The 15975-nt window shown below is 59.6% G+C and carries 15 protein-coding genes and 1 pseudogene; 13 read left to right on the top strand and 3 right to left on the bottom strand.

Going from position 1 to position 15975, the window contains the following annotated elements:
• Window positions 1-21: 21 nt before the first annotated feature.
• The 6 genes from odhB (at window position 22) to BLO97_RS25245 (ending at window position 7808) form a co-directional block, all read left to right on the top strand.
• Complete coding sequence (odhB, locus tag BLO97_RS25275; RefSeq protein WP_072345690.1) at window positions 22-1245, top strand: 2-oxoglutarate dehydrogenase complex dihydrolipoyllysine-residue succinyltransferase; 1224 nt, start codon at window positions 22-24, stop codon at window positions 1243-1245.
• A 113-nt stretch (window positions 1246-1358) separates the two neighbouring features.
• The gene (gene lpdA, locus BLO97_RS25270; RefSeq protein WP_092147830.1) at window positions 1359-2804 is read left to right on the top strand and encodes a dihydrolipoyl dehydrogenase; all 1446 of its coding nucleotides are present in this window, start codon (window positions 1359-1361) and stop codon (window positions 2802-2804) included.
• 196 nt (window positions 2805-3000) lie between these two features.
• Window positions 3001-4167, top strand: a complete 1167-nt coding sequence (gene sucC, locus BLO97_RS25265) for an ADP-forming succinate--CoA ligase subunit beta (RefSeq protein WP_003179235.1) — start codon at window positions 3001-3003, stop codon at window positions 4165-4167.
• The gene (gene sucD, locus BLO97_RS25260) at window positions 4167-5051 is read left to right on the top strand and encodes a succinate--CoA ligase subunit alpha (protein WP_003179236.1); all 885 of its coding nucleotides are present in this window, start codon (window positions 4167-4169) and stop codon (window positions 5049-5051) included. The genes sucC and sucD overlap by 1 nt, the downstream gene beginning before the upstream one ends.
• A 489-nt stretch (window positions 5052-5540) precedes the next feature.
• Window positions 5541-6854 carry a branched-chain amino acid transport system II carrier protein gene (gene brnQ, locus BLO97_RS25250; RefSeq protein WP_063324845.1) on the top strand — a complete coding sequence of 438 codons (1314 nt, stop codon included), beginning with the start codon at window positions 5541-5543 and terminating at the stop codon, window positions 6852-6854.
• 216 nt (window positions 6855-7070) lie between these two features.
• Entirely contained in the window at window positions 7071-7808 is a 738-nt protein-coding gene (locus tag BLO97_RS25245; protein ID WP_063324846.1) for a DUF599 domain-containing protein, read from the top strand.
• Window positions 7809-7881: 73 nt separating this feature from the next.
• Here the strand turns inward: BLO97_RS25245 and BLO97_RS25240 are convergent, their stop codons facing one another.
• A complete protein-coding gene (locus BLO97_RS25240; RefSeq protein ID WP_063324847.1) occupies window positions 7882-8130 on the bottom strand; it encodes a hypothetical protein in 249 nt (82 codons plus the stop codon).
• Window positions 8131-8287: 157 nt separating this feature from the next.
• On the opposite strand from BLO97_RS25240, the gene BLO97_RS25235 reads away from it, so the two are divergent.
• Window positions 8288-8764, top strand: coding sequence for a PaaI family thioesterase (locus BLO97_RS25235; RefSeq protein WP_092147835.1), 477 nt, complete (start codon window positions 8288-8290; stop codon window positions 8762-8764).
• On the top strand, window positions 8761-9222 hold the full coding sequence (locus tag BLO97_RS25230; RefSeq protein ID WP_063324849.1) for a PaaI family thioesterase: 462 nt from the start codon (window positions 8761-8763) through the stop codon (window positions 9220-9222). Before BLO97_RS25235 ends, BLO97_RS25230 begins: the two co-directional genes overlap by 4 nt.
• A 5-nt stretch (window positions 9223-9227) precedes the next feature.
• Here BLO97_RS25230 and BLO97_RS25225 read toward each other — a convergent pair whose 3' ends face one another.
• Window positions 9228-10115, bottom strand: a complete 888-nt coding sequence (locus BLO97_RS25225) for a DMT family transporter (RefSeq protein WP_092224689.1) — start codon at window positions 10113-10115, stop codon at window positions 9228-9230.
• Between the two features lie 117 nt (window positions 10116-10232).
• On the opposite strand from BLO97_RS25225, the pseudogene BLO97_RS25220 reads away from it, so the two are divergent.
• From BLO97_RS25220 to BLO97_RS25210, 3 genes and pseudogenes are all read left to right on the top strand, one after another.
• Window positions 10233-10352 (top strand): annotated as a pseudogene (locus BLO97_RS25220) (PaaI family thioesterase); the annotation flags it as partial.
• Between the two features lie 87 nt (window positions 10353-10439).
• Entirely contained in the window at window positions 10440-12344 is a 1905-nt protein-coding gene (htpG, locus tag BLO97_RS25215) for a molecular chaperone HtpG (RefSeq protein WP_092348827.1), read from the top strand.
• Window positions 12345-12414: 70 nt separating this feature from the next.
• Window positions 12415-13143, top strand: a complete 729-nt coding sequence (locus BLO97_RS25210; RefSeq protein WP_092348789.1) for a dienelactone hydrolase family protein — start codon at window positions 12415-12417, stop codon at window positions 13141-13143.
• A 131-nt stretch (window positions 13144-13274) separates the two neighbouring features.
• Here the strand turns inward: BLO97_RS25210 and BLO97_RS25205 are convergent, their stop codons facing one another.
• Window positions 13275-14135 (bottom strand): pirin family protein, encoded by an 861-nt coding sequence (locus BLO97_RS25205; RefSeq protein ID WP_092348824.1) that lies wholly within the window; start codon window positions 14133-14135, stop codon window positions 13275-13277.
• Between the two features lie 120 nt (window positions 14136-14255).
• Here BLO97_RS25205 and BLO97_RS25200 point away from each other — a divergent pair, with 120 nt between their 5' ends.
• Together BLO97_RS25200 and BLO97_RS25195 are read left to right on the top strand one after the other, a co-directional pair.
• Complete coding sequence (locus BLO97_RS25200) at window positions 14256-15272, top strand: amidohydrolase family protein (RefSeq protein ID WP_170862094.1); 1017 nt, start codon at window positions 14256-14258, stop codon at window positions 15270-15272.
• Between the two features lie 184 nt (window positions 15273-15456).
• Window positions 15457-15921, top strand: coding sequence for a DUF3859 domain-containing protein (locus BLO97_RS25195; RefSeq protein WP_063324852.1), 465 nt, complete (start codon window positions 15457-15459; stop codon window positions 15919-15921).
• Window positions 15922-15975 lie beyond the last annotated feature (54 nt).

Raw genomic sequence — 15975 nt, 5'->3', positions numbered from 1 at the left:
AATTTTAAGGACCCACAGATAATGGCTATCGAAATCAAAGCCCCGTCATTCCCGGAATCGGTTGCCGATGGCACCGTTGCCACCTGGCACAAGAAACCAGGCGAAGCTGTAAAGCGTGACGACCTGATCGTCGACATCGAGACCGACAAAGTCGTTCTGGAAGTGTTGGCCGAAGCTGACGGCGTGCTTGGCGCAATCGTTGCCGAAGAGGGCGCTACCGTCCTGTCCAACCAGGTACTGGGCTCGATCGAAGAGGGCGGCGCTGCTGCCGCTGCTCCGGCCGCCGCCGCTGCGCCTGCCGCTGCCCAGGCCGCTGCTCCAGCTGCCGATGGCGAAGACGATCCAGTCGCTGCCCCGGCCGCGCGCAAGATCGCCGAAGAGAACGGCATCAACATCGCCTCCGTTGCCGGCACCGGCAAGGGTGGTCGCGTGACCAAGGAAGACGTGGTTGCCGCCGTTGCCGCCAAGAAAGCCGCGCCAGCCGCTGCTCCGGCCAAGGCTGCTGCGCCTGCCGCTGCCGCGCCAGTGTTCGCTGCCGGTGACCGTGTTGAAAAACGCGTTCCGATGACCCGCGTTCGCGCTACCGTGGCCAAGCGTCTGGTCGAAGCCCAGTCGAACATGGCGATGCTGACCACCTTCAACGAAGTCGACATGACCGAAGTCATGGCCCTGCGTTCGAAGTACAAGGATCTGTTCGAGAAGTCCCACAACGGCGTACGCCTGGGCTTCATGTCGTTCTTCGTCAAGGCTGCCACCGAAGCGCTGAAACGCTTCCCGGCCGTCAACGCGTCGATCGACGGTTCGGACATCGTCTACCACGGCTACGCCGATATCGGTGTTGCTGTTTCCAGCGACCGTGGCCTGGTGGTTCCAGTACTGCGTAACGCCGAACTGATGAGCCTGGCCGAAATCGAAGGCGGCATCGCCACCTTCGGCAAGAAGGCCCGTGACGGCAAGCTGTCCATCGAAGAGATGACCGGCGGTACGTTCACCATCACCAACGGTGGTACATTCGGTTCGATGATGTCGACCCCGATCGTCAACCCGCCGCAAGCGGCTATCCTGGGCATGCACAACATTCTGCAGCGTCCTATGGCGATCAATGGTCAGGTCGTGATTCGTCCGATGATGTACCTGGCACTGTCCTACGATCACCGCCTGATCGACGGTAAAGAAGCCGTGACGTTCCTGGTAACCATCAAGAACCTGCTTGAAGATCCGGCTCGTTTGCTGCTGGATATCTGATTTTCGCCGCGAGGGCCGGTCTGTTGTGACCGGCCTCTTGCTGAAACAACCGGTTTCGTCCCACGACGGTCACCACAAGTGACCGTTCGGTTTGATTCGAAAAGGAATGACTCATGACTCAGAAATTCGACGTGGTAGTGATTGGTGCGGGCCCTGGCGGCTACGTAGCGGCCATCAAGGCTGCGCAACTGGGCCTCACCACTGCCTGCATCGAGAAATACACCGACAAAGAGGGCAAGCTGGCCCTTGGCGGTACTTGCCTGAACGTCGGTTGCATTCCCTCCAAGGCGCTGCTGGACAGCTCCTGGAAGTTCCACGAAGCGCAAGACGGCTTGGCCATTCACGGTATTGGCGGTGTCAACCGCGAAAATGTCACCATTGACGTGCCTGCCATGGTTGGCCGCAAAGCCAACATCGTCAAAGGCCTGACCTCGGGTGTTGCCACCCTGTTCAAGGCCAACGGCGTGACTTCGATCCAGGGCCACGGCAAGCTGCTGATGGGCAAGAAAGTCGAAGTGACCAAGCCAGACGGCTCGGTTGAAGTGATCGAAGCCGAGAACGTCATCCTGGCGCCAGGCTCGCGTCCGATCGACATTCCGCCGGCTCCGGTCGACCAGAACGTGATCGTCGATTCCACCGGTGCCCTGGAATTCCAGAGCGTGCCAAAACGCCTGGGCGTGATCGGCGCCGGCGTGATCGGCCTCGAGCTGGGTTCGGTATGGTCGCGCCTGGGCGCGCAAGTGACCGTCCTGGAAGCCCTCGACACCTTCCTGATGGCCGCCGATGCCGCGGTCTCCAAGGAAGCGCTGAAAACCCTGACCAAACAGGGCCTGGACATCAAGCTGGGCGCTCGCGTGACCGGTTCGAAGGTCAACGGCGAAGAAGTCGTGGTCAACTACACCGACGCCAATGGCGAACAGACCATCACTTTCGACAAGCTGATCGTTGCGGTCGGCCGTCGTCCGGTGACCACCGATCTGCTGGCTGCCGATAGCGGCGTGGACCTCGACGAACGCGGTTTCATCAAGGTTGATGATTTCTGCGCCACCACCGTACCGGGCGTCTTCGCCATCGGTGACGTGGTTCGCGGCATGATGCTGGCGCACAAGGCGTCCGAGGAAGGCATCATGGTCGTCGAGCGCATCAAGGGCCACAAAGCCCAGATGAACTACGACCTGATCCCTTCGGTTATCTACACCCACCCGGAAATCGCATGGGTCGGCAAGACCGAGCAGGCCTTGAAAGCCGAAGGCGTTGAAGTTAACGTCGGCACCTTCCCGTTTGCAGCCAGTGGCCGTGCCATGGCAGCCAACGATACCGGTGGTTTCGTGAAAGTCATCGCCGATGCCAAGACGGATCGCGTATTGGGCGTTCACGTCATTGGCCCGAGCGCTGCCGAGCTGGTACAGCAAGGCGCGATCGGCATGGAATTCGGCACCAGCGCTGAAGATCTGGGCATGATGGTCTTCTCCCATCCGACCCTGTCCGAAGCCTTGCACGAAGCGGCCCTGGCCGTAAATGGCGGCGCCATCCACGTGGCCAACCGCAAGAAGCGTTAATAGACAATAAGAAACCACGGCGGTATGGCCCGTCGTGAGCCTTGCGAGCAAGACTCACCGCGGAATATCCGCTGGACGCAGCCTTGCGTAGCCGAACCGGTTAACTGGAACGCTACGCAAGCAGCAGTCACAGGTGGTGCGGCACCAGAACGGTGCAGCACCGAATGCGCAGTACCTAACGAAGACGGTAATAAGCATGAATCTTCACGAGTATCAGGGTAAGCAGCTGTTCGCTGAGTACGGCCTGCCAGTATCCACCGGTTACGCGGTAGACACCCCGGAAGCGGCAGCAGAAGCTTGCGACAAAATCGGCGGCAGCGAATGGGTTGTCAAAGCCCAGGTTCACGCCGGTGGTCGCGGTAAAGCGGGCGGCGTCAAGCTGGTTCGCAGCAAAGAAGACGCCAAAGCCTTCGCACAGCAGTGGCTGGGCAAGCGTCTGGTGACTTACCAGACTGACGCCAACGGTCAGCCAGTCACCAAGATCCTGGTTGAATCGTGCACTGATATCGCTAAAGAGCTGTACCTGGGCGCTGTCGTTGACCGTTCGAGCCGCCGCATCGTGTTCATGGCTTCCACCGAAGGTGGCGTGGACATCGAGAAAATCGCTCACGATACCCCTGAGAAAATCCTCAAGGCCACCATCGATCCACTGGTTGGCGCACAGCCATTCCAGGGTCGCGAGCTGGCATTCCAGCTGGGCCTGGAAGGCAAGCAGGTCACTCAATTCGCCAAGATCTTCGTAGGTCTGGCCAAGCTGTTCCAGGACCACGACCTGGCACTGCTGGAAGTGAACCCGCTGGTGATCAAGGCCGACGGCGACCTGCACTGCCTCGATGCCAAGATCAACATCGACGCCAACGCCATGTACCGTCAGCCTAAGCTGAAGACTTTCCACGATCCGTCGCAAGACGATCCGCGCGAAGCGCACGCTGCCAAGTTCGAACTGAACTACGTAGCCCTGGAAGGTAACATCGGCTGCATGGTCAACGGTGCCGGCCTGGCCATGGGTACCATGGACATCGTCAACCTGCATGGCGGCAAGCCAGCCAACTTCCTCGACGTGGGCGGTGGTGCTACCAAGGAACGCGTAACCGAAGCGTTCAAGATCATCCTGTCCGACACTAACGTCGCTGCAGTACTGGTCAACATCTTCGGCGGCATCGTTCGCTGCGACATGATTGCCGAAGGCATCATCGGCGCCGTGAAAGAAGTTGGCGTGAAAATCCCGGTTGTTGTTCGCCTTGAAGGCAACAACGCTGAGCTGGGCGCTAAAGTACTGGCAGAAAGCGGTTTGAACATCATCGCTGCTACCAGCCTGACCGACGCTGCTCAACAAGTCGTTAAAGCTGCGGAGGGCAAATAATGAGCGTCCTGATCAATAAAGACACCAAGGTTATCTGCCAGGGTATTACCGGTTCGCAAGGTAGTTTCCACACCCAGCAAGCCATCGAATACGGCACCAAGATGGTTGGCGGCGTAACACCGGGCAAGGGCGGCACCGAGCACCTGGGCCTGCCAGTGTTCAACACCGTGAAAGACGCTGTAGCCGCCACTGGCGCCACCGCCAGCGTGATCTACGTTCCAGCTCCTTTCTGCAAGGACTCCATCCTTGAAGCAGCGTTCGGCGGCATCAAGCTGATCGTCTGCATCACCGAAGGCATCCCGACCATCGACATGCTGGAAGCCAAGGTCAAGTGCGACGAGCTGGGTATCACCCTGATCGGCCCTAACTGCCCAGGCGTGATCACTCCAGGCGAATGCAAGATCGGCATTATGCCAGGTCACATTCACTTGCCAGGCAAGGTCGGTATCGTTTCCCGTTCCGGCACCCTGACCTACGAAGCTGTGAAGCAGACCACTGACGCCGGTTTCGGTCAGTCGACTTGCGTCGGCATCGGCGGTGACCCGATCCCGGGTTCGAACTTCATCGACATCCTGAAGCTGTTCCAGGAAGACCCGAAGACCGAAGCGATCGTCATGATCGGTGAGATCGGCGGTTCGGCTGAAGAAGAAGCGGCAGCCTACATCAAGGCCAACGTGACCAAGCCGGTTGTTTCCTACATCGCTGGTGTGACTGCTCCTCCGGGCAAGCGCATGGGCCATGCTGGCGCAATCATCTCTGGCGGCAAAGGCACTGCAGACGAGAAATTCGCTGCACTGCAAGACGCAGGCGTGAAAACCGTGCGTTCGCTGGCAGACATCGGCAAGGCCCTGGCCGAGCTGACTGGCTGGGAAATGAAGAAGTAAGCTTCGGCTGACTTTTTGTTCCAGCAACAAAAGCCACCTTCGGGTGGCCTTTGTCGTTTCTGGCCCTTGAGAATTCATGTGTTGTGGCGGCGGCTCTTGTGGCGAGGGAGCTTGCTCCCGCTCGGCTGCGAAGCAGTCGTAAACCAGGCAACGCATTTTGTCTGAATGAATACGGTCGCCTGTATGGGGGCTGCTTCGCAGCCCAGCGGGAGCAAGCTCCCTCGCCACGGGGGGCTGGCTCCTGAAAATTCCGCCGCGAGCCGAAAAATAGATACGTAAACGCGACACTGGAATGTCGCGTATCGGATAGTTCGCCCCTTAACAGTGCGTTTTTTCGCTAAATTCGTTAGGCTAGCAGCCATTTTTGCGACCGCTGCCCACAAGGAAGCGCCGCGCTAAACGGGTCGGTCCCATACGGATCGGCAGCATTTCCCTCACCCATAAGGGAAATCCCTCTCTAAATTCCGATTCAGTAGTGTGGTTTCCTTAATGAAAGTGTTGAAAGGCCAGGACATCCTGGCGCTTGGTTTCATGACATTTGCCCTGTTCGTCGGGGCCGGCAACATCATCTTCCCGCCTATCGTCGGTTTGCAGTCCGGGCCTCATGTCTGGATGGCGGCGCTGGGCTTTTTGATCACGGCGGTCGGGCTGCCGGTCATCACGGTCGTTGCATTGGCCAAGGTGGGCGGGGCAATGGATGCCTTGAGCAGCCCCATCGGCAAAGTCGCCGGTGGGTTGCTGGCGGCGGTGTGCTACCTGGCCGTTGGCCCGTTGTTCGCCACACCGCGTACCGCCACCGTTTCGTTCGAAGTCGGCTTGGCGCCATTGACTGGCGAAAGCCCGCTGGCGCTGTTCCTGTATAGCGCCGCGTATTTCCTGCTGGTGTTTTTCATCTCGCTCTACCCGGGCCGCCTGCTGGACACCGTCGGGCGCTTTCTCGCGCCACTGAAGATCATCGCCCTGGCCGTGCTCGGCATCGCGGCGTTTGCCTTGCCCGCGGGTGATATCGGCGTGGCGACCCCCGAGTACATCGCGGCGCCGTTCTCCCAAGGATTCATCAACGGCTACCTGACCATGGATACCCTGGGCGCCTTGGTGTTCGGCATTGTCATCGTCAACGCGATCCGTTCCCGGGGCGTCGAGTCGCCGGCCTTGATCACCCGCTACGCGATCATCGCCGGGCTGATCGCCGGGGTGGGCCTGGCGCTGGTCTACGTCAGCCTGTTCCGCCTCGGTTCCGGCAGCCATGAGGTGGCCGCAGGGGCGACCAACGGCGCCGCTGTGCTGCATGCCTACGTGCAACACACCTTCGGCAGCCTGGGCAGCGGTTTCCTTGCCGTGTTGATCTCCCTGGCGTGCCTGGTGACCGCAGTCGGCCTGACCTGCGCCTGCGCCGAATACTTCAGCCGTGTCCTGCCGCTGTCCTACAAGACCCTGGTGGTGATCCTGGCGGCGTTTTCGCTGCTGGTGTCCAACCTGGGCCTGACCAAGCTGATCGCGTTCTCGATTCCGGTTCTCACCGCGATCTATCCACCGTGCATCGCCCTGGTGGCCCTGAGCTTCTGCAAGGACTTCTGGCACGAGCAGGGGCGCATCGTTGGCCCGGTGATGCTGGTGTCGTTCCTGTTTGGCCTGATCGACGCGCTCAAGGGCGCCGGCCTGGCAGACTGGATGCCGACGCAACTGGCCCACCTGCCGCTCAGCGAGCAGGGCCTGGCCTGGCTAGTACCTTCGGTGATGACCCTGGCGGTCGCGGTGGTGTGTGATCGCCTGCTGGGCAAGCGCAGCGAAGCGTTGGCTTAAGCGGCTACAGGCAGATTCATCGGCAAGAACCGAAATGCCCCGTATCAATCGATACGGGGCATTTTTTTTGAGTGCAGTGTCTTTTTCCGTGGGCTAACGTCGAAACAGTGTCTTGAAAGGCTTGCACAAAACCTTGTGGGAGCTTGCTCTCACAGGTCGGCATTTCAAGGCAAGTCTGGCTTTAGACGTCATGTTTTTAGACATACAGGAAATCGAATGTCATTCATCCAAGCCAACCTGATCCACCTGCTTGCCGCCGCCTGGTTCATTATCTGCTGGGCGGGCTACACCCGTTATGCCACCTGGAAGGCGCGCGACACGGCGTGCCTGGCCAGCGTGATGCACCTGTACCGCGAAGACTGGATGCGCCGCATGCTGCTGCGTGAGAACCGTATCGCCGATGCCAGCGTGATCGGCAACCTGGAGCGCAACGCATCCTTCTTCGCCTCCAGCACATTGATCATCCTGGCCGGTATCCTGACGGTACTCGGGGCGTCCGATCGGGCGGTGTCGTTGCTGGCGGACATACCCTTGGTGCAGCAGGCGTCCCAGGGCATGGCGGAGGTCAAGTTGCTGTGCCTGGCACTGGTGTTCGTGTATGCGTTCTTCACGTTCAGTTGGTGCATGCGCCAGTACAACTTCGCGGCAGTCCTGATTGGCTCAGCGCCGATGATTGGTGAGCGGCATGTGTCGGAGCAGGAGCGCAAGGCCTTTGCGCTGAGGGCAGCGCGAGTGATCTCCATGGCCGCCAACCAGTTCAACTTTGGCCTGCGTTCCTATTATTTCGGCATGACCATGTTGGCGTGGTTCGTCAGCCCCTGGTTATTCATGTTGATGAGTGCCGGCGTGGTGTTCGTGCTGTATCAGCGCGAGTTTCACTCCGATGTGCTGGACGTGATGGTCTATACCCCCACCGAAGCGCCAGTGTCCGAGGTGGGCAAGGAAGCGGCCTGACAGGCGGTGCCGCCAAATCGCAGGCAAAAGAAAACCCGCATCAGGCGGGTTTTCCTTCACTGCTAAAACCGTATCAGTTGGTTTTAGGCGCGGTAGCAGGTGCTTCCTGCTGGGCGGCACTGTTCGATTCAGACTGAGCTTTGGCGGCTTCGGCGTTTTCTTTCGCCGCTTCGTTCACTTTATCCTGTGCTTCGCCCATTTTCTGCTGGGCTTCTTGGGAGTGTTGGTTGGCATCTTGAGCTTTGTCCTCGGATTTTTTATCGCAGGCAGCGAGGCCGAGGGAAGCGGCCAACATCAAGGCAATAGCAAAAGTCTTACGCATGGGGTGTTTCTCCTTATGGAAATAACTACTGGCCTTTTGAACGCCACCCCTCGGATTAAGTTCCTGTTGTGTAACAGATATATAACTTTGCCCTGCAATGGAACTTTGTGCATCGCGCCTGTTGCCAGGTCTCGTCACTCATTGGAGCGTTGATCGAATGGCCGAAGACCCCGTTTTTGAGCGTGCCACACGTTTTTTATCCGCACTCAGGCATTGCCAGGTGCTGGGCTTGAAGTTGCACAGTGCCAGTCGTGACGGGCTGACGGTCATCCTGCCGTTCAGCCCGCAAATCGTCGGCAATCCCCTGACGGGCATCATCCATGGCGGGGCGTTGACCTCATTGATGGACACCGCCTGTGGTATGTCGACCCTGTGTGTGCTGCCGCAATTCGAAGTCTGTCCCACCCTCGACTTGCGGATCGACTACATGCACGCTGCCGAGCCCCACAAGGATGTCTACGGCTTCGCCCAATGCTATCGGGTGACCCCGGACGTGATCTTCACCCGGGGTTTCGCCTACCAGGACGATCCCGAGCAACCCATCGCCCATGTGGTGGGCACCTTCATGCGCCTGGGCCAGCATGCCAGGGGAATGGGGAAGGGCGGTCCGATGACCGCTGTGGGCCAGCCATGACCGATATCCTCCAGGAACAACTGCGCCGCGCCTGCGAGCAGGGCGACTACGCGCTGCTGCTCGCCTCGATTCCCTATGCCCAACTCATCGGCGTCGAATGCACGCGCCAGGGCGACGACTTGTTGTTTCGCCTGCCGGCCAACAAAGACAACATTGGTAACCCTTTACTGCCGGCCATCCACGGTGGGGTCATCGCCGGTTTCATGGAACTGGCCGCTGCCGTGCATTTGTTGATCGCCACGGGTACGCCGGGCATACCGAAAATCATCGATTTCTCCCTGGATTACCTGCGCACCGGACAGTTTCGCGACACCTACGCCAAATGCCAGGTCTGGCGCCAGGGCCGGCGGGTCGCCAACGTCGCGATCACCGCCTGGCAAGACGTCGAGGCCGAACCCATCGCCACTGCCCGGGCCCATTTCAAGATCCAGGAACCGTCGAAACCGGATCGCCCTTGAGCTGATCACTCGGAGCTTGGCGAAGTTGACGATGGCATTTTCTTTTGTTCGATCCGGAAGGTCAGATAGTTTGAGGCGAAGATAATCACTGCGCCGACCAATACCCAGATTTCAAGAGGCTCACCGTAGAGAAGAAAACCAACGACGGCAATGAGTGGCACCCTGAAAAAATCAATCGGGATGGCAATGGAAGCTTCCATGACGCTCAGCGCCTTGGCCATGGCGAAGTGCGCACTTAAACCCGTTATACCCAACAGCAGGATCCAGGGGATGCAGGCGAGCGTAGGGGTACGCCATTGTGCCAGGGACAGACCAAGGCCCAAGGGCAATTGTAGAAGCACCATCCAGATCACGATGATGGCGGGACTGCTGGTCAACGTCAGTTTTTTCACCATGATGATGGATGTTGCGTAGCCCATGGCGGCCAGAAGAACGATGAACGCGGCGGGTTCAATGCTATCAAGGCCGGGCCTTAGAACGACCAGGACACCCAGGAAACCGCCGATGGCGGCGAATACCCTGGCGGTGGAGAGTTTTTCCTTCAAGAATAAAAACGCCAGGAGGGAGACCCATATCGGGGTGGTGAACTCCAGGGCAAAGACCTTAACCAACGGAAGTGATGCCACGCCAATGGTCCAGGCATATTGTCCGGCGAAGTGAACCGCGTTCCTGCCAATCTGTAGACCCAGGTCACGGGCTTGTTTGAGCTTGGCGCGCTGTTGGTAAATAACCGGAAAAACAATGATCAGTCCAACCAAGGACCTGAAAAACAGGATCTCGAAGATCGACATGAACTTGGAAAGCTCTCGCGCCGCGACAGCCATGCCTATGAATGAAAGCAGGCTTGCTGCCATCCATAATGCTCCACCTAATGGCAGCTTTACCTGATGCATTGACGCTCCTTTTTATTCGGCCATTGTTCTTCGTGAACCGCCGCCGGGTATTAAAGCAGCGATTATCCGTGGCTCAGGCAATTTCTTCGCAACGCATTTCGTCAGTACTCGGCCAGGCGCCAGAGGTGGGTCGCCAACGTCGCGATCACCGCCTGGCAAGACGTCGAGGCCGAACCCATCGCCACTGCCCGGGCCCATTTCAAGATCCAGGAACCGTCAAAACCGGATCGCCCTTGAAATCATCAGCGTTGCCCCCACCTTGAGGACATCCCGCCGCCAATCTCAGCGAGGCGGACACCACCATCCACTTGGAGTTTGATGACCATGAGCGTGGAAACTCAAAAGGAAACCCTGGGCTTCCAGACCGAGGTGAAGCAACTGCTGCACCTGATGATTCACTCGCTGTATTCCAATAAGGAAATTTTCCTTCGCGAGTTGATTTCGAACGCCTCTGACGCTGTCGACAAATTACGTTTCGAAGCCCTTTCCAAGCCTGAATTGCTGGAAGGCGGCGCTGAGCTGAAAATCCGTGTGAGCTTCGACAAGGACGCAAAAACCGTCACCCTCGAAGACAACGGCATCGGCATGAGCCGCGAAGAGGTGATCACGCACCTGGGCACCATCGCCAAGTCCGGCACCGCCGACTTCATGAAGAACCTGTCCGGCGACCAGAAGAAAGATTCCCACCTGATCGGCCAGTTCGGCGTCGGTTTCTATTCCGCGTTCATCGTGGCCGACCAGGTCGAAGTGTTCAGCCGCCGTGCCGGCCTCGCTGCGAGCGAAGGCGTGCACTGGTCGTCCAAGGGCGAGGGCGAGTTTGAAGTCGCCACCGTCGACAAGGCCGATCGCGGCACCCGCATTGTGCTGCACCTCAAGTCCGGCGAAGACGAGTTCGCCGATGGCTGGCGCCTGCGCAACATCATCAAGAAGTACTCCGACCACATCGCGCTGCCAATCGAGTTGCCGAAGGAAGTCACCGCTGCCGAAGGCGAAGAAAAGCCTGAAGTGGAATGGGAAACCGTCAACCGCGCCAGTGCCCTGTGGACCCGTCCGCGCACCGAAGTGAAAGACGAGGAATACCAGGAGTTCTACAAGCACATCGCCCACGATTACGAGAACCCGCTGAGCTGGAGCCACAACAAGGTCGAAGGCAAGCTGGAGTACAACTCGCTGCTGTACGTGCCGGCCCGTGCGCCGTTCGACCTGTACCAGCGCGAAGCGCCACGCGGTCTGAAGCTGTATGTCCAGCGTGTGTTCGTGATGGACCAGGCCGAGTCGTTCCTGCCGCTGTACCTGCGTTTCATCAAGGGTGTGGTGGATTCCAACGACCTGTCGCTGAACGTGTCGCGGGAAATCCTGCAGAAAGATCCGATCATCGACTCCATGAAGTCGGCGCTGACCAAGCGTGTGTTGGACATGCTGGAAAAACTGGCGAAGAACGAGCCCGAGCAGTACAAGAGCTTCTGGAAAAACTTCGGCCAGGTCATGAAAGAGGGCCCGGCCGAAGACTTCGCCAACAAAGAGAAGATCGCCGGCCTGCTGCGCTTTGCGTCGACCCAGGGTGACGATGGCGAACAAGTCGTAGGCCTGGCCGATTACCTGGCCCGCGCCAAGGAAGGCCAGGACAAGATCTACTACCTGACCGGTGAAACGTATGCTCAGGTCAAGAACAGCCCGCACCTGGAAGTCTTCCGCAAGAAAGGCATCGAAGTGCTGCTGCTGACCGACCGCATCGACGAGTGGCTGATGAGCTACCTCAACGAGTTCGACGGCAAGAGCTTTGTCGACGTGGCCCGTGGTGACCTGGACCTCGGCAACCTGGATTCGGAAGAAGACAAGAAAGCCGCCGAAGAAGTCGCCAAGAGCAAGGAAGGCCTGGTCGAGCGGATCAAGACCGCCCTGGGCGATGCTGTCAGTGAAGTGCGCGTCTCGCACCGCCTGACCGATTCCCCGGCGATCCTGGCCATCGGTGAGCAGGACCTGGGCCTGCAAATGCGCCAGATCCTCGAAGCCAGCGGCCAGAAAGTCCCGGACTCCAAGCCGATCTTCGAATTCAACCCGGCCCACCCGTTGGTGGAAAAACTCGACAACGAGCAGAGCGAAGAGCGTTTCGGCGATCTGTCGCACATCCTGTTCGACCAAGCGGCCCTGGCGGCTGGCGACAGCTTGAAGGACCCGGCGGCGTATGTACGCCGCCTGAACAAGCTGTTGGTTGAACTGTCAGCTTAATCACGTGCAGGAAAAACCCGCTTCGGCGGGTTTTTTCATTTCTGGTGTTCCGATTGAAGAGGAGTCCGTCATGAGTCAGGTTACGGTTCGTTCGCTGGTCTATCAGATTGAAGGTCAAACCTATGAAGGCCGCCTGGCCTTCGACATTAGCCAGCAGGGCTCGCGCCCGGGGTTGCTGATGGCGCCGAACTGGATGGGCGTGGGGGCAGGGGCCGAGGACATCGCCAGATCGGTGGCGGCCAACGGTTATGTGGTGTTGATCGCCGACCTGTACGGGCAGACGGTCCGCCCGAGCAATGCCGATGAGGCGGGAGCGGCGATGATGCCCCTCAAGAACGACCGGGCGTTGTTGCGCAAGCGCATGCAGGCGGCGCTCGAGCAACTGCAGAGCCAGGACGAAGCGCAGGTCGATACTTCCAGGCTGGCCACGTTCGGCTTTTGCTTCGGTGGCTGCTGCGCCCTGGAACTGGCCCGTAGCGGTGCGCCGTTGAAGGCCGCCATTTCCTTTCACGGCACCCTGGATACACCGAACCCGGCGGATGCGCAGAACATCCAGGGGGCGGTGTTGGTGATGCACGGCGCCTCGGATCCGCTGGTGCCCAAAGAACAGTTACCGGCCTTCGAAGACGAAATGAACGCCGCTGGGGTGGATTGGCAGTTGCTGAGCTATGGCGGAGCGGTGCATTCGTTCACCGACCCGCAGGCCAATGCGCCGGGCAAGATGATGTACAACGCCAAGGTCGCCGGGCGGGCGTTCCGGTCGATGCATAACCTGTTGGATGAAGTGTTCAAGGGCTGAGGTTGGGTTGACGCAGAACCCTGTGGGAGCCGAGCTTGCTCGCGATAGCGGTGCATCAATCAGCATTAATGCCGACTGACACACCGCTATCGCGAGCAAGCTCGGCTCCCACAGGTTCAATGGCGTCCAGTCTAGGGCAACTCGATCCGCTCACTTTCCCCTGGCACGGTCGGCCAGTCTCCGGCTGCCCAGCGTCGACGGGCTTCATCGATCCGGGCTGGGTCGCTGGAAACGAAATTCCAGTTGATCCGTCGCGGTCCGTCCAGCGGTGCGCCGCCGAACAGCACGGCATGGCAGTCGCTCTCCGCAAACAGCGTCATTTCTTCCCCGCTTGGCAGTATCACCAACGAGTGGGGCTCCACCGGCTCACCGTCCAGCGACGCCTCGCCGCTCAACACGTACAGCGCCCGCTCTGCATGCTCGGTGGGAATCAGCAAGGTCGTCGCGGTCAGCAGGTTCAGTTCGGCGTAAAGCGTCGGCGACAGCACCGGCACCGGTGATTCCAGGCAAAAGCCCGACCCGGCGATCATCCGGATGCTGACCCCCAGGTTCTCGCTGACGGGCAGGCTGTGTGCCGGGTGATGGCTGTAGTGCCCGGGGCCTTGTTCGTGGGCCTTGGGCGAGGCCAGCCAGACTTGCAAGCCGTGCATGACGAACGCGTTGCCCAGCAATGACTCGGGGGTGCGCTCGACATGGGCGATGGCGCTGCCTGCGGTCATCCAACTGACATCCCCGGCGTCCACCACCTGGTCGGAACCCAGGCTGTCCTTGTGCTGGAGTTTTCCTTCGAACAGGTAGGTGAGGGTGGACAGGCCGATATGCGGATGTTGGCGGATGTTCATGCCTTTGCCCGCCGGGTAGGTGGTTTGCAGCATGTGATCGAAGAACACGAAAGGCCCGATGCTGCGGCATTTGGCGGACGGCAGCGGGCGAAGAATCGGCTGGCCTTCGACATCTTCGGCGCGGGGGCGAACGGTCAGGGGAGTGGTCATGTTGTTTTCCAGGTTGAACAACGGTTGCATGAAGCATAACCCGTCGTCGGCAGGCGCGGCAGATACGCCTTGAACCCCAGCGGGACGGTGGGGGTCTATGTTGCTCATGGCTTCTGGAGACTGCCTGTGCCTTTGACCCGTTTGATCTTTGCCTGGCTGCTGGTTGTTTCGAGTAGCGGTGCCGCGGCTCGCGAATATGCCTACAGCGATGCGCACCTGCATTACGTCGATTTTTTCCAGGAAACCGCCGGCATGCCCAAGTTGCTCCAGGCGATGGCGGACAATCGCATCGAGCATGTGATGATTTCCGGTGTGCCAGTGGCCAAGAAATGGCACGAAGACGAGCCCAAGCGTCCTCGTTATTACGCCGGTGACGATGCGGATGCCTATTGGTACAGCGCCACCGACGTGATTGTCGCCGCGGCGGTGAGCAAGCTGACCGACGAGCAGCGCCGGCACTTTCATCCATTCCTGTCGGGCTTCAATCCCAACGACAAGAACTCCGCCGCGCATATCCAGCGCATGCTCGACCTGTACCCGGGGCTGTGGCAAGGCATCGGTGAGGTGTTCACCCGCCATGACGACCTGACTGCGCTGACCTCGGGCGACACCCCGCGGGCCAACAACGAAGCCATGACGCGGATCTATCACTTGGCGGCCGAGAACGACCTGCCGGTGATGCTGCATTCCAACATCACTTCCAAGCGTGAGAAAAATCCGCTGTACCTGGCGGAAATCGAGGAGCCGTTGCGCAATCATCCGCACACGCGCTTCATCTGGGCCCACGCCGGTACCAGCATGGAAATCCATCGCCACCAGACCCGCTTGGATTTTCTGTTGCCGACCCTGACCCGCATGCTCGAGGCCTATCCAAATCTGTACATAGACCTGTCCTGGAGCGTGCTCACGCCGTACTTGCTGGACGAGGCGGGTGAGCCTCGGCAGGAGTGGGTACGCCTGGTAGAGCGCTTTCCGGAGCGCTTCATGGTGGGGTCGGACGTGGTAGGACGTTTCAACACGCTTGGCAAGGAGTTGCGCGGTTTCGATCCGTTCCTCGATGCCTTGCCCGAAGACGTGGCGCGGAAGGTGGCGCGGGATAACTTTCTTTCGGTATTGCCGCGCTCAGTGGCCCGCTAAGTCCGCTTTTGTGGCGAGGGAGCTTGCTCCCGCTGGGCTACGCAGTAGCCCCAAATCTGGCGACTGCTGCGCAGTCGAGCGGGAGCAAGCTCCCTCGCCACGGGATTATCGGTGGGCAGGGTTTGTCATCAGCCTGTCACTCCCGTGTCATACCCTCGCGCTCATCTCAATCAAGGAGCGCACTATGCACCTCACCCGTTCAAGCGCACTGGTCGCGCTGTGGTTGACCTGCGGCCTGGCACAGGCCGAAGTCCGTGTCGAAGGCCCGGTGGAGTACGGTGTTTTCGAAGGGCCGCAAGCCGAGCTGCAATCGGGAGAGCGGGTCCTGCGACGCAGCAATGAGCAGATCCGCCAGACCGAGAGCGTGCCGGCGAAGCTGGGCACCAAGTTCGGCATGCGCTACCAGTTGGCCGGCAAGGTCGCGGATGACCAGCCGTTGACCCTGTTGTACTTCACTCCCGGTATCCGTACCCCCGATGGCGTGCGCCACGACAAGTTCGAGGTCATCCAGAAACTGGTGCCCGGCGCGCCTCAGGATGTCATGGCCTACGAATTCACCGAAAGCCACGAAGTGGTGCCGGGAGAGTGGCGGTTCATGGTGTTCCAGGGCGATCGGCTGCTGACGCAGCAGCGGTTTGTGGTGCGCTGAATTCCATTCACCACAGACCCCATGTGGTGTAATTGAGCAAGGCGCAAAAAAAAG

Origin of the sequence: Pseudomonas sp. NFACC05-1 (assembly GCF_900100135.1) — a bacterium.
GTDB lineage: Bacteria > Pseudomonadota > Gammaproteobacteria > Pseudomonadales > Pseudomonadaceae > Aquipseudomonas > Aquipseudomonas fluorescens_Q.
Note: the sequence above shows the minus strand (reverse complement) of the source record. Positions and strands in the feature narration are given on the sequence as shown.